The organism is Kitasatospora sp. NPDC048194 (assembly GCF_043202455.1).
In the GTDB taxonomy this organism is placed as follows: domain Bacteria; phylum Actinomycetota; class Actinomycetes; order Streptomycetales; family Streptomycetaceae; genus Kitasatospora.
This window is the reverse complement of sequence record NZ_JBIDAK010000015.1, coordinates 72,849-89,645: the sequence shown is the minus strand read 5'-3', so window position 1 is coordinate 89,645 and position 16,797 is coordinate 72,849. Positions and strand designations below refer to the sequence as shown.

Here is a 16,797-nt window from a genome sequence, read left to right as displayed (position 1 = left end):
GGACGGGTGATCTGATCGCATCCCGCAGATCGGTGATCTGCGGGATGCCTCCTTGAGTGGGGTGACCGGGTTTGACGAGCCGTCCGTTCGCGCGTGGTACGGCGGCCCTTGGCGTCGGAATGCTGATCTGGGGTCTCGGCATGCCGATGGCCTCGGCCGACCAGATCAGGGACCATCAGTGGGCCCTGAGAACGTTCGAGGCCGAAGCCAAGGTATGGCCGGTGAGCCAGGGAGATGGTGTGGTCGTCGGCGTGATCGACACCGGCGTCAATCAAGACCATCAGGATCTGACCGGGCAGGTGCTTCCCGGTGCCGACTTCTCCGGGAGCAACACCGACGGCCGTGTGGACTCCGACGGCCACGGCACCGGTATGGCCAGCCTGATCGCGGGGCATGGCCACGGGGCACAGGCTGGGGTCATGGGCTTGGCCCCGAAGGCAAAAATCCTGCCGGTGAAGGTGGCCACCAAAGGCGACGATTCGACTCCTCAGCAAACCGGATTCGCGGATGCGATCCGCTTCGCGGTCGACCACGGTGCGCGGGTCGTGAACGTGTCTTTGACGGGGAGCTTCCGCCTCGACTCGACCCTGCGAAAGGCCGTCAGCTACGCGGTTTCGAAGGACGTCGTGCTCGTCGCCGGTTCCGGCAACTCCGGCGAGGAGCCGGACGGCATTGGATACCCGGCAGCTTTCCCCGGCGTAGTGGCAGTAGGAGCCGTGGACTCCAAGGGGAGTGTGTGGGACCGCTCCACACCAGGTCCAGAGACCACGCTCGTCGCGCCCGGTGCGGAGATCTACCGTGCCACTGCCAAGTCCTCGACGAGCTACGGCTCCGGAAGCGGCACCTCCGACGCCACCGCCTACGTCTCCGCCACCGCCGCGCTCATCCGGTCCAAGTACCCCAGCCTGTCCGCCGGCCAGGTGATCAACCGGATGATCAAGACCGCCACCCCTCCGGCCAACGGCTCGGTCGTCCCCAGCAACCACTACGGCTACGGGACCGTCGCTCCCGCGAAGGCGCTGGAGGCTGATCCGGCCGTGGACAACGGGCCCACCGAGAACCCGTTGGTGAAGCGGCCGGAGTCCAAGGGCGCCCCGCCGGTCGACGACGATGCGGACGCGACGGACCAGCCCTCCGTGGCGCCCGTGGTTCCCGCAGCGGACGGTGGGGGCGGCGGCGACGGCACGGGCCTGGTCCTCGGTGCCGCGGCCGCCGGTGCCGTGGTGATCGGTGCGTCGGTGGCCGCGGTGCTGGCGGCTCGGCGACGGCGGCGGAGGCGGACGGCGACGGCCGCCGCCGCAGCATGGCCGCAGCAGCCGCCGCCGTACCAGGACTCCCAGCAGTGCTCCCACCAGCCCCCGCAGGAACGCCGACCCCCGCACGGCGGCCCCGGTCGGTGAGCGGCGGGCCGGCCGCGCTATTCGGCGACGGCGATCTGCTGCCGGTGGTGGGCCGGGTCGGTGAGTTCGTCGACGACGGCGAGGGCGAGGTCGGCCTGGGCGATGCGGGTGCCGAGGACCTGGGGGCCGCCGACCCGGTAGCGGCCGGTGCCGGGGGCCGTGCGGTCGAGGTCCATCGACGGGGTGACCACGACCCAGTCGAGCTCGGCGGGGGAGCGGTGCAGCAGGTCGAGGGCGGCGGCGTGGCCGAGGGAGAAGGTGCGGTACTCCTCGGGGAACGCGGGGTCGTCGTGGACGGCGACGCCGGGGGCGGTCTCCAGGGTGGTGGCGACGCCGACGCTGACGAGTCGCCGTACGCCGGCCCGGCCGAGGCCGGTGACGAGCGCCGTGGTGGCGGCGGTGTAGAAGTCGGCGGACGGGGTGTCGGGGGTGTACACGGAGCTGACGGCGGCCGCGTGTCCGGGGGCGCTCGCGGCGACGGCGGCAGGGTCGGTGACGTCGCAGCGCACCAGGGTGACGCCGTCCCCAGCGAGGTCGGCGTGGCGTCCGGGGTCGCGGACGGCGGCGGTGACGATGAGGCCGCGGCGGCGGGCCTCGGTGACGACGGCTCGGCCGACCTGTCCGCCCGCGCCGTAGACGATGACGTCCGCGCGGTGCTGTCCGGTCGTGGTGCTGGTCATGGGCGCTCTCCTGTCCGGTGGGGCGGGCGTGGCGTGCCGCCGTTGCCGGGACGGTAGTGCGGAGGGTGCCGGTTACTTCAACGGTACCGACCGCGGCGGGTACGGTCGGGGGTATGACGCGACCCGTTCCCGAGCCGCTTCCGGCGGACTTCTTTCCGGCCGACTGCCCGGTGCCGACGGTGCCGGTGCTGGGCAGCCGCAAGTGGGCGTGGAAGATCATCCGCTGTCTGGAGGGCGGCCCCCGCCGCTTTTCCGAGCTGCGCGTCCCGTTGGTCGGCATCACCGCCAAGGTGCTGGGGGAGTCGCTGCGTTCGATGGAGCAGGACGGGGCGGTGGCCCGGACCGCGTACGCCGAGAACCCGCCGCGGGTGGAGTACGCGCTGACGCCGCTGGGCCGTACGCTGCTCGTGCCGATGGACTCGCTGTGCGAGTGGGGCGGGGAGCACCTGGGCAGCCTGCTGGCGGCCCGGCTGGAGCACGAGCGCCACGGCGGCTGAGCCGGACGTCCTGGCAGTATTTCGGCGACCGCTGGCGCCCCTGCCGCTGGTGGACGGACGATCCGGGCGGCGATGCTGGCCCCATGACCACTGCTGAGAACGCCCCGAGCCCCGCCGACGCCGTCGTCCCGGACACCAAGGACTGGACGTGGGTGCTGGAACGCCCCTGTCCGGACTGCGGGTTGGACACCCCCGGGGTCGTGGCCACCGATGTCGCCGCGATGGTGCGGGCCAACGCGGACCGCTGGCTGGCGGTGCTGGCGGGGGACGAGGAGGAGCTGCGCCGCCGTCCGTCCCCGGGGGTCTGGTCGGACCTTGAGTACGCCTGCCACGTCCGGGACGTCTTCCGGTTGTTCCTCGTCCGGTTGAACCTGATGCTCGACCAGGAGGACCCGCTGTTCGCCAACTGGGACCAGGACGAGACGGCGGTGGCCGAGCGCTACGGGGAGCAGCGGCCGCAGGCGTTGGCGGGGGAGCTGGCGGAGGCCGCCGAGGCGCTGGCGGCGGGGTTCGAGGCGGTGGCGGCCGGGCAGTGGCGGCGGACCGGGAACCGCAGTGACGGGGCGCGGTTCACGGTCGAGTCCTTCGCCCGGTACCTGATCCACGACCCGGTGCACCACCTGTACGACGTCACGGGCGAGCGGGTCTGACGCCTCCGGGCGAAGGCCGGTTCACCAGCCGGAGGCCTCGTGCAGCATGGTGCGCCGCAGTCGCCCGGCCACGCTGGCGGTGTCGGTGCCGATGACGTCGGCGATCTCGGGTGCGGCGAGGCCGACGACGTAGTGGAGGATCGCCAGGTCGTCGTCGGCGGGGTGGCGGTCGGGCGTGCCGGCGGCCTGCCGGCTGTGTTCGGCGACGGTGGTGCGCAGGATCTGCCAGGCGAGCGCGGTCGGGTTGGGGCTGGTCAGCAAGTCGCGCCAGTGGACGGCGATTTCGGCGAAGGCCTGCTGCACGGCGGTGGCCGCGTCGACCTGCTCGGTCAGCCACACCCGGGCGTAGCTGAGGTACCGGGGGCGGTGGAGTTCGCAGAAGGCCGCGAATTCCAGTGGTAGGTCCTCCGGTTCGCCGGGCTCGGGAGGGTGCTCGGCGGCGCTCGTGTGACGGTTGGTCATCTCGTCTTCTCGGAAGGGGAGATGGGTTTGTGACGGTCGATCATCTGTGCTCACTCTACGGTAGGCCCTCGGTGCGCTGGGTGACCAATCTGATGGAATGCCCGGAACCCGCCGCCGCGCGACCGGTTCCGGCGAGAGCGGGTGCGGCTCGGGCGGCGGTGCTGCCGGTCGGGGTCGGGCGGGGGCCGGCCGGGGACCGGACCGGGGAGTGCTGCGCAGTGGAGCGGGGGGACGTAGGTGCGAGCGTGTCGCCGCTGGTCAGAGGGTGTGGCAGGTCGATTGCTGCGGGCAGTTGAGGTGCCACCGTAGGGCCTCGCGGGGCCTGCGTCCACGCCCACGGCGCGAAGCGGCGCCCGCACAACCATCCGCGCAACCGCACTCACGGCGGGTGTTTCATCCGGGCGGGTCGGGCTGGACGGTCGGCGTGCGGGGATGGTCGTTGTGCGGGGATGGTCGGCGTGCGGGGGCGGCCGGCGGCGCGGGGCGGCCGGTCCCGACCGCAGCGGCTCGCAGCGCCCTGAGCGCCCTGAGCGCCTTGAGCGGCCCGGGGCGCGGGGCTCGGCGTTCGCGCCCCGGTGGCCTGCGGCGACCGGGGCGCGGGGCGGGGTGGCGCGGGGCCGCCCGGTCAGGAACCGGTGCGGACTTCCGAGGGGGAGAACCGGTCGCCGACGGTGCTGCCGCGTTCGACCTGGGCCGGAAAGCCCTCGACGGCGCGCCGCCGGGCCAACTGGGCGGTCGCCGCGGTGGTGTCCTCGCGCTCGCACCGGTGGGTGCCGAGGCCGCCCGGGCCTCCGAGCCCCCCGGAACCGCCGGAACCGCCGGGACCGCCGGCGGTGCAGGTCGGGTGCCCGCCGGCCCCGTGCCCGTCGGCGGGGTGCCCGCCACCCGCGTGCGTCGTCCCGGTGTGTGCCCCGCCCGCGTGCGACGCGCCGGCGTGTGCCGCCCCTGCGTGCGCCCCCGCCGCCCGTCGCCGCCGGCCGAGCGCGATCCGCTCGGCGTGTTCCTCGGCCGCCTGTCTAGCCGCCAGATAGGCCTGCACGGCCGCCATTCCGTAGACCGGCTGGATCAGCTGGTGCCCCTTGAAGAACGGTCTGGCCGGTGCGAATCCGGCGGCGACCACCAGGTCGCGGATCTCGGCTATCTCCGCCTCGCTGCGGGCGGTGAAGCGGACCTCCCAGCCCTTCTTGTACGTATGGCCCTTCTCGCCGCTGCGGCGCGCCGGGTCCGGGCGGCGGACGTATCCGGGCAGTCGGCCGAGGCGGAGCTGGGCCGCGCGGAGGCCGGCGGTCTCGTCACGTGACATGACGCAAGCCTAGGCAATCGCGGGGGCGGGTTTGACGCTCGGAGGGTCCCTCGCCGTATGCCCTTGGTCACTCTGGGTCAGACGACCAGGTCGACGATCGTTTTTGATCGAACCTGATAGGCGTATGAACGTCATTTACTCCAAATGGGTGAGGGTATGGGGACTTTAGTGCGGGCTGGTCCCGGTTTCGCGACGGTTGGGTAACAGTGCGTCAGGCTGCGACTCACGGGCCGCGGTCGTTGGGGATGGTGTCGGCATGAGTTACCGGATCCCCTCGCCGCCGCCCTCGCTCGAGGAGTTGGCGAAGCGTCAGCAGAACGTCGTCACCGCGAGCCAGCTGCGTGCCCGGGGCGTGCCGACCCGGGTGGTCACCGAGCACTGCCGCCGGGGCGGCCCCTGGCAGCGGCTGCTGCCCAGGGTCTACCTGCTGCAGTCCGGCGAGCCCACGCCGGAGCAGCGGATGTGGGCCGCGCTGCTGTACGCGGCGCAGAACGGCCGGGAGGAGGGCCGCCGCGAGGGCGCCGTGATCACCGGCGCGGCCGCGCTGGCCCTGTACGGCTTCGCCGCCGTGCCCCGGCTCCCGGCGGTGACCGGGGTGGACGTCCTGGTGCCGCGCCAGCGCCGGCTCAAGGACGCCGGCGAGGTGCGGATCCGGCGCACCGAACGGGAGTTGGTGGCCCGCTCGGTGCACGGCCTGGCCTGCGCGCCGGTGGCCCGGGCGGTCGCCGACGCGCTGCGCGAGTGGACCGCCGACCCGGCGACCGGGGCGCCGGTGCGCGAGGTGCTGCGCGAGGCCGTCTCCCGCCCCGAGGATCGCTGCACCGTCCGGGAGTTGACGGCCGAGCTGGTCGACTCCGGGCTGACCGCCGATCCCAGGGTGCGCGCCGCGCTGGACGAACTCCTCGCGGCCGAAAGGGACTTCGTCCTGGAGCAGCTCGACCGGATGGTCGACGAGTGGCTGCTGCCGGCCCCGCTGACCGCCCCGGAGCTGCGGATGCGCGGCGGCACCTACATCGCCGTCCCGGACCTCTACTGGCCGGAGCGCGGCGTCGCCGTGGAGGTGGACTCGGACCTGCGCTGCGTCAGCGAGGGGGAGGCCGCCTGGGTGCGCGGCGGCCAGCACCGGATGGAGTACCTGGGCATCCGGGTGGTGTACGTCTCCGGGGCCCGGCTGGCCGCCGACCCGGAGGCGGTCGGGGACGAGCTGTGCGAGGCCTACCGGGTCGGCGGGACGGACGTGGTGGAGCTGCTCGTGGTCTGAACGCCGCCCGCGGTCACCGCACTTACCGGCGGACCACCGGTGTGCCGACCAGCTCCACCCCGGCCGCGCGCAGCTCCTCCAGCGCGGCGGCGGTGGTCTCCGGGGCCACCCCCGCGGTGAGGTCGAGCAGCACCCGGGTGGTGAACCCGGCCCGTGCGGCGTCCAGGGCGGTGGCCCGGACGCAGTGGTCGGTGGCGATCCCGACCACGTCGACCTCGTCGACCTGCCGTTCGCGCAGCCACTCCACCGGGCCGCGCTCGTTCTCGTCCAGCCCCTCGAAGCCGCTGTACGCCGCCGAGTAGGCGCCCTTGTCGAAGACCGCCTCGACCGCGCCGGAGATCACGGCGGGCGCGAAGTTGGGGTGGAAGCCCACACCCTCGGTGCCGGCCACGCAGTGCACGGGCCAGCTGGAGACGTAGTCCGGGGCGGCGGAGAAGTGGTCGCCCGGGTCGATGTGGTGGTCCCGGGTGGCGAGGATGTGCCGGTACCCGGCGGCGGACTCGGCGATCAGGTCGGTGATGGCGGCGGCCACCTCGGCACCGCCGGCGACGGCCAGGCTGCCGCCCTCGCAGAAGTCGTTCTGCACGTCGACGACGATCAGTGCCCGGTGCATGGCTCGCATCCTCGGATGTGGGGGCGGTGCGCCCCGGTGGTCGGGGTCCTCGGCGGCTCGGTGAGGACTGGCTGAACTCTACGGCTGACTCTAGGGAGTGGCGCGCGGGGGCGGAAGGCCCGGGGACCGACCGCCGGTCCGCGCGGATCCGGCCCGGTCGGATCAGCCGAACAACTCGGTGGGGATGACCGGGTCGCCCTTGGAGAGCTGGGTGGCCGACAGCGGCAGTGCCGCCCGGGCCCTGATGTGCCGGTCGCGGGCCGCGGCGAGCGGCTCGCGGCCGACCGTCTCGCCGCCCAGCACCAGCGGCACCTGCACGAGGTGCGGCCGCAGGGCCTCCGGGACGGGGCCGGTGCCGACCACCTCGGCCTCGGCCACGCCCTCGGCGTCGGGGCGGCGGGCGGCCCACTTGCGCCCGCCGATGCTGGTCTTGCCGCCGGCCGCGCGCTTGGCCACCGGCACCAGCGGGCCGTCCTGCCCGCCGGCCCGGGCGACCAGCTTGTAGACCATCGCGCAGGTGGGGTGCCCGCTGCCGGTGACCAGGCTGGTGCCGACGCCGTAGCCGTCCACCGGCGCGGCGGCCAGGGCGGCGATCGCGTACTCGTCCAGGTCCGAGGTGACGATGATCCGGGTCTGCTCGGCGCCGAGCTCGTCCAGCTGCCGGCGGACCCGGTGCGCCGCCAGGATGAGGTCGCCCGAGTCGATCCGGACCGCCCCCAGCTCCGGGCCGGCCACCTCGACCGCGGTGCGCACGGCCTCCCGCAGGTCGAAGGTGTCGATCAGCAGCGTGGTGCCCTTGCCCATCGAGGCGATCTGCGCCTGGAAGGCGTCCCGTTCGCTGTCGTGGACGAGGGTGAAGGCGTGGGCGGAGGTGCCGGTGGTCGGGATGCCGTACTGGAAGCCGGCCTCCAGGTCGGAGGTGGCGGTGAAGCCGGCCACGTACGCGGCGCGGGCGGCGGCGACGGCGGCCTGCTCGTGGGCCCGGCGGGCGCCCAGTTCGATCACCGGACGGCTGCCGGCGGCGGCGGTCATCCGGGAGGCGGCGGCCGCGACGGCGGAGTCGAAGTTGAGGATCGAGAGGATCACCGTCTCCAGGATGACCGTCTCGGCGAAGCTGCCCTCGACGGTGAGCAGCGGGGAGCCGGGGAAGTAGACCTCGCCCTCGGGGTAGCCGTGGATGTCGCCGCGGAAGCGGTAGTCGGCGAGGTAGCGCAGCGTGTCGTCCTCGACCACGCCCTGGTCCGCCAGCCAGTCCAGTTGGGTGGTGCCGAAGCGGAAGTTCTCCACCGCGTCCAGCACCCGGCCGGTACCGGCCATCACGCCGTAGCGGCGGCCGGCGGGCAGGCGGCGGGTGAACACCTCGAAGACGGAGCGGCGGTGCGCGGCCCCGCTGCGCAGGGCGGCCTGCAGCATGGTGAGCTCGTAGCGGTCGGTGAGGAGCGCGGTCGACCCGGCCGCGCGCACTGAAGTGGCGTCCATGAGGATGATGCTACTACCACTTAGCGTCAGAGTGACGATTTCTCGCGACGCGACCTGGGTCGGAATCGCCCGGGTGTCCCCCGGATGGCAGCATGGGCCTTGAGGGTTCACGGACGAGTGTGCAAATGAGGAGGCCCGGCGGTGAGTGTCGCGCCCGCGGAGATCGAGCGCCCGGAGGTCGAAGGACAACCGGTGGCCGAGCCGGACACCCCCTGGGTGACCATCGTGCACAACGACCCGGTCAACCTCATGAGCTACGTCCAGTACGTCTTCCAGGCCTACTTCGGGTACCCGAAGGACAAGGCCCGGAAGCTGATGATGGACGTGCACACCAAGGGCCGGGCGGTGGTCTCCAGCGGCTCCCGCGAGGAGATGGAGCGCGACGTCCAGGCGATGCACGGCTACGGCCTGTGGGCGACGCTCCAGCACGACTGAGCGCCCGCCCGGCGCGCCGGGCCGAGCGCACCGGAACGGACGCTCCGGGTGCACCGGGTGCCCGCCGGCACCCCCGATACGACTGACCGCCCGCCGGCCCGGCGGCGCGGCCGAAGACGACGAAGACGGGCTGACCGATACAGATGGCTGGGTTGTTCGAGAGCACCGGCGATGGCGGCGCGGCGATCGCGCTGGACGAGGTGGAGGCCTCCATCCTGCGCTCGCTGGAAGTGCAGATGCTGGAGCTGATCGGGCCCGGCCCGGGCGGCGACGGGGGCGACCCGCTGGCCGCGCTGTTCGCCGAGGGCCCGTCCGAGGCCCCTGCGGACCCGGCGCTGGCCCGGCTGTTCCCGGACGCCTACGGCGATCCGGCGAAGCCGGACGACCCGGAGGCGCTGGCCGCCTCCGCCGAGTTCCGCCGCTACACCGAGCTCGACCTGCGGGCCCGCAAGCGGGACGACGCGCTGCAGGTGGTGCGGACGCTGGACGGCCTCGGCGACGCCGGGGTGGTCAAGCTGCCCGCTGCGGAGTGCCCGCGCTGGCTGGGCGCGCTGAACGACCTGCGGCTGACCCTCGGCGTGCGGCTGGACGTCACCGAGGAGGACGAGCGGGGCCTCTACGAGCTGCCGGACGGCGACGAGCGCAAGCCGCTGGTGATGGCCTACCTGTGGCTGGGCGCGCTCCAGGAGTCGCTGCTGGAAGCGATCACCGACTGAGAACGGTCACCTGCCGAGAACGGTCACCGACCGGAAGCGGAGTCTTTCCGTCCGACCTTCGGTGCGATCCTGCCCGTTTTCGGGCAAACGACGACTGTTTCGTCCAGCATGTGGACGATCATCAGGAACATTTCTGTCCAAATCGGGCAAACCCTATCAGGTCATGCTCAAATATCGCTCAGATGAACACCGCTATCCGGAGCCTGCGTGGTACGACTTCTCCCCACCCACGACCCACCCAGGACGGTGACCATGGCCGAGCAGATATACGACCAGGTGGTCGACGCGAAACCGGACGAGGAGGGCTACGAGCGGGGTCTCGGCAGCCGCCAGATCCAGATGATCGCGATCGGCGGCGCGATCGGAACCGGCCTCTTCCTCGGCGCCGGCACCGCGATCTCCAAGTCCGGGCCGAGCCTGATCCTCTCCTACGCCGTCGCCGGCCTGGTGATCTTCGTGATCATGCGGGCCCTGGGCGAACTGCTCACCTACCGTCCGGTCTCCGGCAGCTTCGCCGAGTACGCCCGGGAGTTCCTCGGCCCCTTCGCCGGCTACGTCACCGGCTGGACGTACTGGCTGTTCTGGGTCGTCACGGGCATGGCGGAGACCACCGCCGCCGCCGTGTACGTCAAGTTCTGGGCGCCGGACATCCCCCAGTGGGCCAGCGCACTGACCTTCCTGGTCATCCTCTACGCGGCCAACCTGATCTCGGTGAAGCTGTTCGGCGAGATCGAGTTCTGGTTCTCCATGGTCAAGGTCACCGCCATCATCGGCATGATCCTGATCGGCATCGGCGTGCTGACCCTCGGCTTCAGCAAGGCCGGCGACACCGCGTCGATCACCCACCTGTGGCAGAACGGCGGCTTCTTCCCCAAGGGCATCGGCGCCACCGTGATGACCCTGCAGATCGTCATGTTCGCCTACCTGGGCGTCGAACTCGTCGGCGTCACCGCCGGCGAGAGCGAGAACCCCGAGAAGACCCTGCCGCGCGCCATCAACACCCTGCCCTGGCGCATCGCGCTGTTCTACATCGGCGCCCTCGTGGTCATCCTCTCGCTCGTGCCGTGGCAGGAGTTCCAGCCCGGTGTCAGCCCGTTCGTCGCCGCCTTCGGCAAGATCGGCATACCGGCGGCGGCCGGCATCATCAACTTCGTGGTGCTCACCGCCGCGCTCTCCTCCTGCAACTCCGGCATGTACTCCACCGGCCGCATGCTGCGCGACCTCGCCCTGCGCGGCCAGGCCCCCGGGCAGCTCACCAAGCTCAACAGCCGGCGCACCCCCGCCTTCGCGATCACCGTCTCCTGCGTGCTGATGGGCGCCGGCGTGGTGCTCAACTACCTCGTGCCGGCCCGGGCGTTCGAGTACATCACCTCCGTCGCCACGGTCTGCGGCCTGTGGACCTGGGCGATGATCCTGATCTCCCAGATCCGCTACCGCAAGGCATGGCAGGGCGGCCACCTGCCCGCGCCCACCTTCAAGGCCCCCGGCGGCGCCTGGATCAGCTGGGCCGCGCTCGCCTTCCTCGCCCTCGTCGTGGTGCTGATCGGCCTGGACGAGGACAACCGGATCTCGCTGTACGTCTTCCCCGGCTGGGCCCTGGTGCTGGTGATCGGCTACCAGCTGCTCAAGCGCCGCAACCCGCAGGCCGTCCACACCCTCCCGCACGACCACGTGCACGCCGCCGACAACGCCTGACCGGGACCGTCCGCCCCCCCTCGACCGGGTGGCGGACGCCCCGTGACCGGGCCTCGGACGCCCCGGCGGACAGCCGCCGGGGCATGGCATCCTGACCGGATGCTGACCATCACCCGAGAACTCCGCGACCGGATCGTGGCCCACGCCCGCGCCGACCACCCGGACGAGGCCTGCGGCGTGATCGCCGGACCGGCCGGCAGCGGCCGCCCCGAGCGGTTCATCCCGATGCTCAACGCCGCCCGCTCGCCCACCTTCTACGAGTTCGACTCGGGCGACCTGCTCAAGCTCTACCGCGAGATGGACGACCGGGACGAGGAGCCCGTCGTCGTCTACCACTCGCACACCGCCACCGAGGCCTACCCCTCCCGCACCGACGTGAGCTACGCCTCCGAGCCGTTCGCCCACTACGTCCTGGTCTCCACCGCCGACGGCAACGGGGAGGACGACCCCTACCAGTTCCGGTCGTTCCGCATCGTGGACGGCGAGATCACGGAGGAAGACGTCCAGGTCGTCGAGGCCTACCCGGCCTGACCGGCACCCGCCCGGACGAGGCCCGCCGACCCCCTCCGAGCGGTCGGCGGGCCCACGCCGCCCCCGGAACGTCTCACCATCGGATACCGGAACATCCGGATCCCGAGACGGGCATGTCCGAGCGGGCCCGGGAATCTATACGATGAGCCCATGCGTTCCGTCGATGTGAGCAACCAGGCCCCGGGCACCCGCCTCGTGGCGCGCCTGCACATCGACCTGTGCCGGCACGCCGGCGCGATCTGTCCCGGCACGCCCGCGCGCTCGCGCTGAGAGCCGCCCGCCCCACCCCGGGCCCACCGCCGAACCGGCGACGCCGAGGCCCCGGACACCGTCCGCCCTGCCGCGCCCGCTGCGGCCCACCCACTCACACGACTCGCCCAGGAGCGCACCCATGGCCATCGAGGTCCGCATCCCGACCATCCTCCGCACCTACACCGACGGCGCCAAGGCCGTCGAGGGCAACGGCAGCAACCTCGGGGAACTCTTCACCGACCTCGACTCCCGCCACCCCGGCATCGCCGCCCGCCTGCTCGAGGGCGGCGAGCTGCGCCGCTTCGTCAACGTCTACCTCAACGACGAGGACGTCCGCTTCCTGGAGGGCATCTCCACCGCCGTCGCCGACGGGGACAGCGTCACCATCCTGCCCGCCGTGGCCGGCGGCGCCCGCTGACCGGCCCGGCTCCCCCGCCCCGCCGGCGGGGGAGCCGCCCTGCTCACCCCATCGCCGTGGCCGGAGGCCCCCCTTGCGTTACGACAGCCCGCTCGAAGCCGTCGGCAACACCCCGCTGGTCCGCCTTCCCCGGCTGTCCGCCGCCGTCCCCGGCAACGCCGACGGCCTGGTGAACCTCTGGGCCAAGCTGGAGGACCGCAACCCCACCGGCTCGATCAAGGACCGCCCGGCGCTCCACATGATCGAGCGCGCCGAGGCCGAGGGCCGGCTCACCCCGGGCTGCACCATCCTGGAGCCCACCAGCGGCAACACCGGCATCTCACTCGCCATGGCCGCCAAGCTCAAGGGCTACCGGATGGTCTGCGTGATGCCCGAGAACACCAGCGAGGAACGGCGCGAACTGCTCCGGATGTGGGGCGCCGAGATCATCTCCTCCCCGGCCGCCGGCGGCTCCAACACCGCCGTGCGGATCGCCAAGGAGACCGCCGCCCAGCACCCCGACTGGGTCATGCTCTACCAGTACGGCAACCCCGACAACGCGGGCGCCCACTACGCCACCACCGGCCCGGAGATCCTCGCCGACCTGCCGACCGTCACCCACTTCGTCGCCGGCCTCGGCACCACCGGCACCCTGATGGGCGTCGGCCGCTTCCTGCGCGAGAAGGTCCCCGGCATCAGCATCGTCGCCGCCGAACCGCGCTACGACGACCTGGTGTACGGCCTGCGCAACCTCGACGAGGGCTTCGTCCCCGAGCTGTACGACGCCGAGGTGCTCACCACCCGCTTCTCCGTCGGCTCCGCGGACGCCGTCCGCCGAACCCGCGAACTCCTCCAGCAGGAAGGCATCTTCGCGGGCGTCTCCACCGGCGCCATCCTGCACGCCGCGATCGGCGTCGGCCGCAAGGCCGCGACCGCCGGGGAACGCGCGGACATCGTCTTCGTGGTCGCCGACGGCGGCTGGAAGTACCTGTCCACCGGCATCTACACCGCCGAGTCCACCGAAGCGGCGGTCGAGGCGCTGCAGGGCCAGCTCTGGGCCTGACGCCGGCCCGGCCGGACCGGCCGTACGGCCGTCAGCCGCGCTGGAGCGCCCGCTGCGCCCGGTCCCAGACCTGCCGGTCCACCGTGCCGGCCCGGCGGCGGAACGCCGACATCGCCACCTCGCGCAGCTCGTCGGTCTCCAGCCAGCTGGTCCGGCCCTGCCGGTCGCCCACCGAACCGGGCGGCAGCGGCAGCACCCCCGGGCGCTCGGCGTGGTGCTTGCTGGTGATCTTCGCGACGGTGGCGGTCCTGCCGTGCACCCGCAGCACCAGGCACGGACGGTCCTTGGCCCCGGGGCCGTCCTCGAACGGCACCTCCGCCCACCAGATCTCCTGCGGCTCCGGGCGGGCCCTGGTGCTCGGCCTCGGCCGCGGGCCGGTCGGCCCGGCCGGGCGGGGGGCCGGGCGGGTGCGCCTCACCAGCACCACCGTCACCACCGCCACCAGCACGGCGAACGCCGCCCCCGCCAGGACCGGCCAGATTCCCGTCATGCCGCTCATGCGCCCACCTCGCTCCGCTCGCCCACGCGGCGAACCGTACCGGGCGGGCGGTGAACGCCACCACCGTGGCGGCTGTGACACTTGAGCATTTGTCCGTACGTTGCTCCCGGTTCGTCACGGATCCGCCACGGCGCCCGTTCTGTCGCGAACACCCCGCGCCGTCCGGAAAGGCTGCCCTCACGACCGTCCGCCCCCGTCCCCCCGGAGGTGCCCTCGTGAGAAGGACCGAACTCTGGTCGTACGCCGAGATCGCCCGGCACATCAACGTCCAGCCCGAGACCGTCCGCAACTACCGGCGACACGGGCTGCTGCCCGAACCGGACGCGACCGACGGCAGCGGACACCCCCGCTGGTACCCCGACACCATCCGCACCTGGGCCCGCAACCGCCCCCGGCACCGCTGATCCACGGCCCCCGCCCCCGGCCCCGGGCGTTCTGGGTGATTCCAGCCACAGCCCGGCACGGGGACGGGGGCAAAGTGCCGGTCCGCCCTTACCCTCGACACACCAACGCAGTGCCCCCGGCCGGCCCACCGGCCCGGCCTGCCGTTTTCACGCTGTTTTCCATGCCGTTTTCCAGCAGCAGCCAGGACGTGTCGGGGCGGAGGGGCTCGGATGAAACTGACCGTGGTGGGGTGCTCGGGGAGCTTCCCGTCCGCCGACTCGCCCTGCTCCAGCTACCTGGTCGAGGCCGACGGCTACCGCGTCGTGATCGACCTCGGCAACGGCGCGCTCGGCGCCCTGCAGAAGTACACCGGCCTCTACGAGGTCGACGCCGTCCTGCTCAGCCACCTGCACGCGGACCACTGCGTCGACCTGTGCGCCTACTGGGTCGCCCGCAACTACCGGGCCGGGGGCTGCCCCGACCTGCTGCCCGTGTACGGCCCGGCGGGCACCGCCGAGCGGCTCGCCCGCGCGTACGACATGCCGGAGAACCCCGGGATGAAGGAGGTGTTCGAGTTCCGCACCGTCACCCCCGGCAGCTTCGAACTCGGCCCCTTCCGGATCTCCGCCGCCCGGGTCAACCACCCGGTCGACACCTTCGCCTTCCGGCTCGAGCACGGCGGCCGCTCGCTGGTCTACTCCGGCGACACCGGCGAGAGCCCCGAACTGGTGGAACTCGCCCGCGACACCGACCTCTTCCTCTGCGAGGCCGCGTACCTGGACGGCCGCGACACGTACCAGGCCGTCCACCTCAACGGCCGGGAGGCCGGCGAGCACGCCGCCGCCGCCCGGGCCGGCCGGCTCGTCCTCACCCACATCCCGCCGTGGACCGACGCCGAGCGCAACCGCCGGGACGCCGCCGCTGCGTACGCCGGCCCGGTGGACCTGGCCCGGGCCGGCGCCGTCTACGAGATCTGACCGCACCGCTCGGCTCCAGCACCCGGAGCCCCCGGACGAGCGCGAGGCCCCGCCCGGCCGCTGGGGGAGCAGCGGCCGGGCGGGGCCTCGCGGGGACGGAGGGGCCGTCAGGCCTTGGTGACGTCCTCGATCTCGTCGTCGTCCTCGCGACCCGGGGTCTTGAGGTCGAACCTGTTGATCGCGAAGCGGAACAGGAAGTAGTACAGCGCCGCGAAGACCAGGCCGATCGGGATGATCATCCACGGGTCGGTGGCCTTGCTCCAGGCCAGCGCGTAGTCGATCAGACCGCCCGAGAAGGTGAAGCCGTCGTGCACCCCGAGGGCCCAGGTGATGGTCATCGAGGCGGCGGTGAGCACCGCGTGGATGACGTAGAGCGCGGGGGCGATGAAGACGAAGGCGAACTCGATCGGCTCGGTGACACCGGTGACGAACGAGGTCAGGGCCAGCGAGAGCATCATGCCGGTCACGGCCTTGCGGCGGTGCGGCTTGGCGGCGTGGGCGATGGCCAGCGCGGCGGCGGGCAGGGCGAACATCATGATCGGGAAGAAGCCCGACATGAACTGGCCCGCGGTCGGATCGCCGGCGAAGAAGCGCGGGATGTCGCCGTGCACGATGGTGCCGTCGGCCTTGGTGAAGTCACCGGTCTGGAACCAGGCGTAGGAGTTCACGAACTGGTGCATGCCGACCGGCAGCAGGCCGCGGTTGACGAGGCCGAAGGCGCCCGCGCCGAACGCGCCCGCACCGATCAGGGTGTCGTTCAGGCTCTTGATGGCGTCGCCGACGGGGCCCCAGACCAGGGCGAACAGCACGCCCACAGCGGTGCCGACGAAGGCCATCAGGATCGGCACCAGCCGGCGGCCGTTGAAGAAGCCCAGCCAGTCGACCAGCTTGGTGCGGTGGTACTTCTGCCACAGCACCGCGGCCAGCAGGCCGATCACGATGCCGCCGAGCACACCCGGGTTCTGGTAGACCGGCTCGACCCACTTCCCGTCGGCGATGTGGCCCTCGGTGACTGGGAACGCGGTGAGCACCTTCTGGTACACCAGGAAGCCGACCAGCGCGGCGAGCGCGGTGGAGCCGTCCGCCTTCTTGGCGAAGCCGATCGCGATGCCCACCGCGAACAGCAGCGGCAGGGCGCCGAAGACACCGTTGCCGGCGGCGGCGAAGACCGAGGCGACCTTGTTCCAGCCGAGGCCGTCCTTGCCGAACACGTCGTCCTGGCCGAGGCGCACCAGCAGACCGGCGGCGGGGAGCACGGCGATCGGCAGCTGGAGGCTGCGACCGATCTTCTGCAGGCCCTGGAGGAGGTTCTGGCCGAACTTCTTGGCGGGGCTTGGCGGGGCCGGAGCCGTGGCGGGCGCCGGTGCCTGCGCGGACTGACTCATGTGGGTGGGTTCCTAACGGCATGGCGGTCGGTCGGGGGAAGGCACAGAGGCCGAACCGCGAACTGGTCTACACCACGTGTGGTGTAGACCAGTTTTGTAGCACGGGCGGACAAGCCGG

Annotated in this window: 20 protein-coding genes; 13 read left to right on the top strand and 7 right to left on the bottom strand. The window is 72.4% G+C overall.

What is annotated here, in order from left to right; translation table 11 throughout:
• Positions 1-119: 119 nt before the first annotated feature.
• Positions 120-1,400 (top strand): type VII secretion-associated serine protease mycosin, encoded by a 1,281-nt coding sequence (gene mycP / locus ACGF07_RS19855; RefSeq protein WP_392900504.1) that lies wholly within the window; start codon positions 120-122, stop codon positions 1,398-1,400.
• Positions 1,401-1,417: 17 nt separating this feature from the next.
• On the opposite strand, the gene ACGF07_RS19850 is transcribed toward mycP, so the two are convergent.
• Positions 1,418-2,080, bottom strand: a complete 663-nt coding sequence (locus ACGF07_RS19850) for an NAD(P)-dependent oxidoreductase (RefSeq protein WP_392900501.1) — start codon at positions 2,078-2,080, stop codon at positions 1,418-1,420.
• A 113-nt stretch (positions 2,081-2,193) separates the two neighbouring features.
• Between ACGF07_RS19850 and ACGF07_RS19845 the strand changes: the two genes are divergently transcribed.
• Positions 2,194-2,577: a winged helix-turn-helix transcriptional regulator gene (locus tag ACGF07_RS19845; protein ID WP_392900498.1), complete on the top strand. Its 384-nt coding sequence runs from the start codon at positions 2,194-2,196 to the stop codon at positions 2,575-2,577.
• Between the two features lie 83 nt (positions 2,578-2,660).
• Positions 2,661-3,227, top strand: coding sequence for a DinB family protein (locus tag ACGF07_RS19840; protein WP_392900495.1), 567 nt, complete (start codon positions 2,661-2,663; stop codon positions 3,225-3,227).
• Between the two features lie 21 nt (positions 3,228-3,248).
• Here the strand turns inward: ACGF07_RS19840 and ACGF07_RS19835 are convergent, their stop codons facing one another.
• Both ACGF07_RS19835 and ACGF07_RS19830 read right to left on the bottom strand, forming a co-directional pair.
• Positions 3,249-3,689: a hypothetical protein gene (locus ACGF07_RS19835; RefSeq protein ID WP_392900492.1), complete on the bottom strand. Its 441-nt coding sequence runs from the start codon at positions 3,687-3,689 to the stop codon at positions 3,249-3,251.
• A gap of 625 nt (positions 3,690-4,314) precedes the next feature.
• Entirely contained in the window at positions 4,315-4,992 is a 678-nt protein-coding gene (locus ACGF07_RS19830) for a hypothetical protein (protein WP_392900489.1), read from the bottom strand.
• A gap of 256 nt (positions 4,993-5,248) precedes the next feature.
• On the opposite strand from ACGF07_RS19830, the gene ACGF07_RS19825 reads away from it, so the two are divergent.
• The gene (locus ACGF07_RS19825) at positions 5,249-6,253 is read left to right on the top strand and encodes a hypothetical protein (RefSeq protein WP_392900486.1); all 1,005 of its coding nucleotides are present in this window, start codon (positions 5,249-5,251) and stop codon (positions 6,251-6,253) included.
• A 22-nt stretch (positions 6,254-6,275) separates the two neighbouring features.
• Here ACGF07_RS19825 and ACGF07_RS19820 read toward each other — a convergent pair whose 3' ends face one another.
• Both ACGF07_RS19820 and ACGF07_RS19815 read right to left on the bottom strand, forming a co-directional pair.
• Positions 6,276-6,866: an isochorismatase family protein gene (locus tag ACGF07_RS19820; RefSeq protein WP_392900483.1), complete on the bottom strand. Its 591-nt coding sequence runs from the start codon at positions 6,864-6,866 to the stop codon at positions 6,276-6,278.
• Positions 6,867-7,028: 162 nt separating this feature from the next.
• On the bottom strand, positions 7,029-8,345 hold the full coding sequence (locus ACGF07_RS19815; RefSeq protein WP_392900480.1) for a nicotinate phosphoribosyltransferase: 1,317 nt from the start codon (positions 8,343-8,345) through the stop codon (positions 7,029-7,031).
• A 141-nt stretch (positions 8,346-8,486) separates the two neighbouring features.
• Here ACGF07_RS19815 and clpS point away from each other — a divergent pair, with 141 nt between their 5' ends.
• The 7 genes from clpS to ACGF07_RS19780 all read left to right on the top strand — a co-directional run bounded on the left by clpS (position 8,487) and on the right by ACGF07_RS19780 (position 13,434).
• Positions 8,487-8,780: an ATP-dependent Clp protease adapter ClpS gene (clpS, locus tag ACGF07_RS19810; protein WP_350739389.1), complete on the top strand. Its 294-nt coding sequence runs from the start codon at positions 8,487-8,489 to the stop codon at positions 8,778-8,780.
• A gap of 143 nt (positions 8,781-8,923) precedes the next feature.
• Positions 8,924-9,496, top strand: coding sequence for a DUF2017 domain-containing protein (locus tag ACGF07_RS19805; RefSeq protein ID WP_350739391.1), 573 nt, complete (start codon positions 8,924-8,926; stop codon positions 9,494-9,496).
• Positions 9,497-9,748: 252 nt separating this feature from the next.
• Positions 9,749-11,191 (top strand): amino acid permease, encoded by a 1,443-nt coding sequence (locus ACGF07_RS19800; protein WP_392900477.1) that lies wholly within the window; start codon positions 9,749-9,751, stop codon positions 11,189-11,191.
• 99 nt (positions 11,192-11,290) lie between these two features.
• Positions 11,291-11,722, top strand: a complete 432-nt coding sequence (locus ACGF07_RS19795; protein ID WP_350739397.1) for a M67 family metallopeptidase — start codon at positions 11,291-11,293, stop codon at positions 11,720-11,722.
• A gap of 150 nt (positions 11,723-11,872) precedes the next feature.
• A complete protein-coding gene (locus ACGF07_RS19790; protein ID WP_317621128.1) occupies positions 11,873-11,992 on the top strand; it encodes a putative leader peptide in 120 nt (39 codons plus the stop codon).
• 121 nt (positions 11,993-12,113) lie between these two features.
• Complete coding sequence (locus ACGF07_RS19785) at positions 12,114-12,392, top strand: MoaD/ThiS family protein (RefSeq protein ID WP_350739399.1); 279 nt, start codon at positions 12,114-12,116, stop codon at positions 12,390-12,392.
• A gap of 73 nt (positions 12,393-12,465) precedes the next feature.
• Positions 12,466-13,434: a cysteine synthase gene (locus ACGF07_RS19780; RefSeq protein WP_350739402.1), complete on the top strand. Its 969-nt coding sequence runs from the start codon at positions 12,466-12,468 to the stop codon at positions 13,432-13,434.
• Positions 13,435-13,465: 31 nt separating this feature from the next.
• Here ACGF07_RS19780 and ACGF07_RS19775 read toward each other — a convergent pair whose 3' ends face one another.
• The gene (locus ACGF07_RS19775) at positions 13,466-13,933 is read right to left on the bottom strand and encodes a type II toxin-antitoxin system PemK/MazF family toxin (RefSeq protein WP_392900472.1); all 468 of its coding nucleotides are present in this window, start codon (positions 13,931-13,933) and stop codon (positions 13,466-13,468) included.
• Between the two features lie 215 nt (positions 13,934-14,148).
• Here ACGF07_RS19775 and ACGF07_RS19770 point away from each other — a divergent pair, with 215 nt between their 5' ends.
• Positions 14,149-14,337, top strand: coding sequence for a MerR family transcriptional regulator (locus tag ACGF07_RS19770; RefSeq protein WP_350739407.1), 189 nt, complete (start codon positions 14,149-14,151; stop codon positions 14,335-14,337).
• Positions 14,338-14,547: 210 nt separating this feature from the next.
• Positions 14,548-15,294 (top strand): MBL fold metallo-hydrolase, encoded by a 747-nt coding sequence (locus ACGF07_RS19765; protein WP_350739410.1) that lies wholly within the window; start codon positions 14,548-14,550, stop codon positions 15,292-15,294.
• 107 nt (positions 15,295-15,401) lie between these two features.
• Here the strand turns inward: ACGF07_RS19765 and ACGF07_RS19760 are convergent, their stop codons facing one another.
• Positions 15,402-16,679, bottom strand: coding sequence for a PTS transporter subunit EIIC (locus tag ACGF07_RS19760; protein ID WP_392900469.1), 1,278 nt, complete (start codon positions 16,677-16,679; stop codon positions 15,402-15,404).
• Positions 16,680-16,797: the final 118 nt, after the last annotated feature.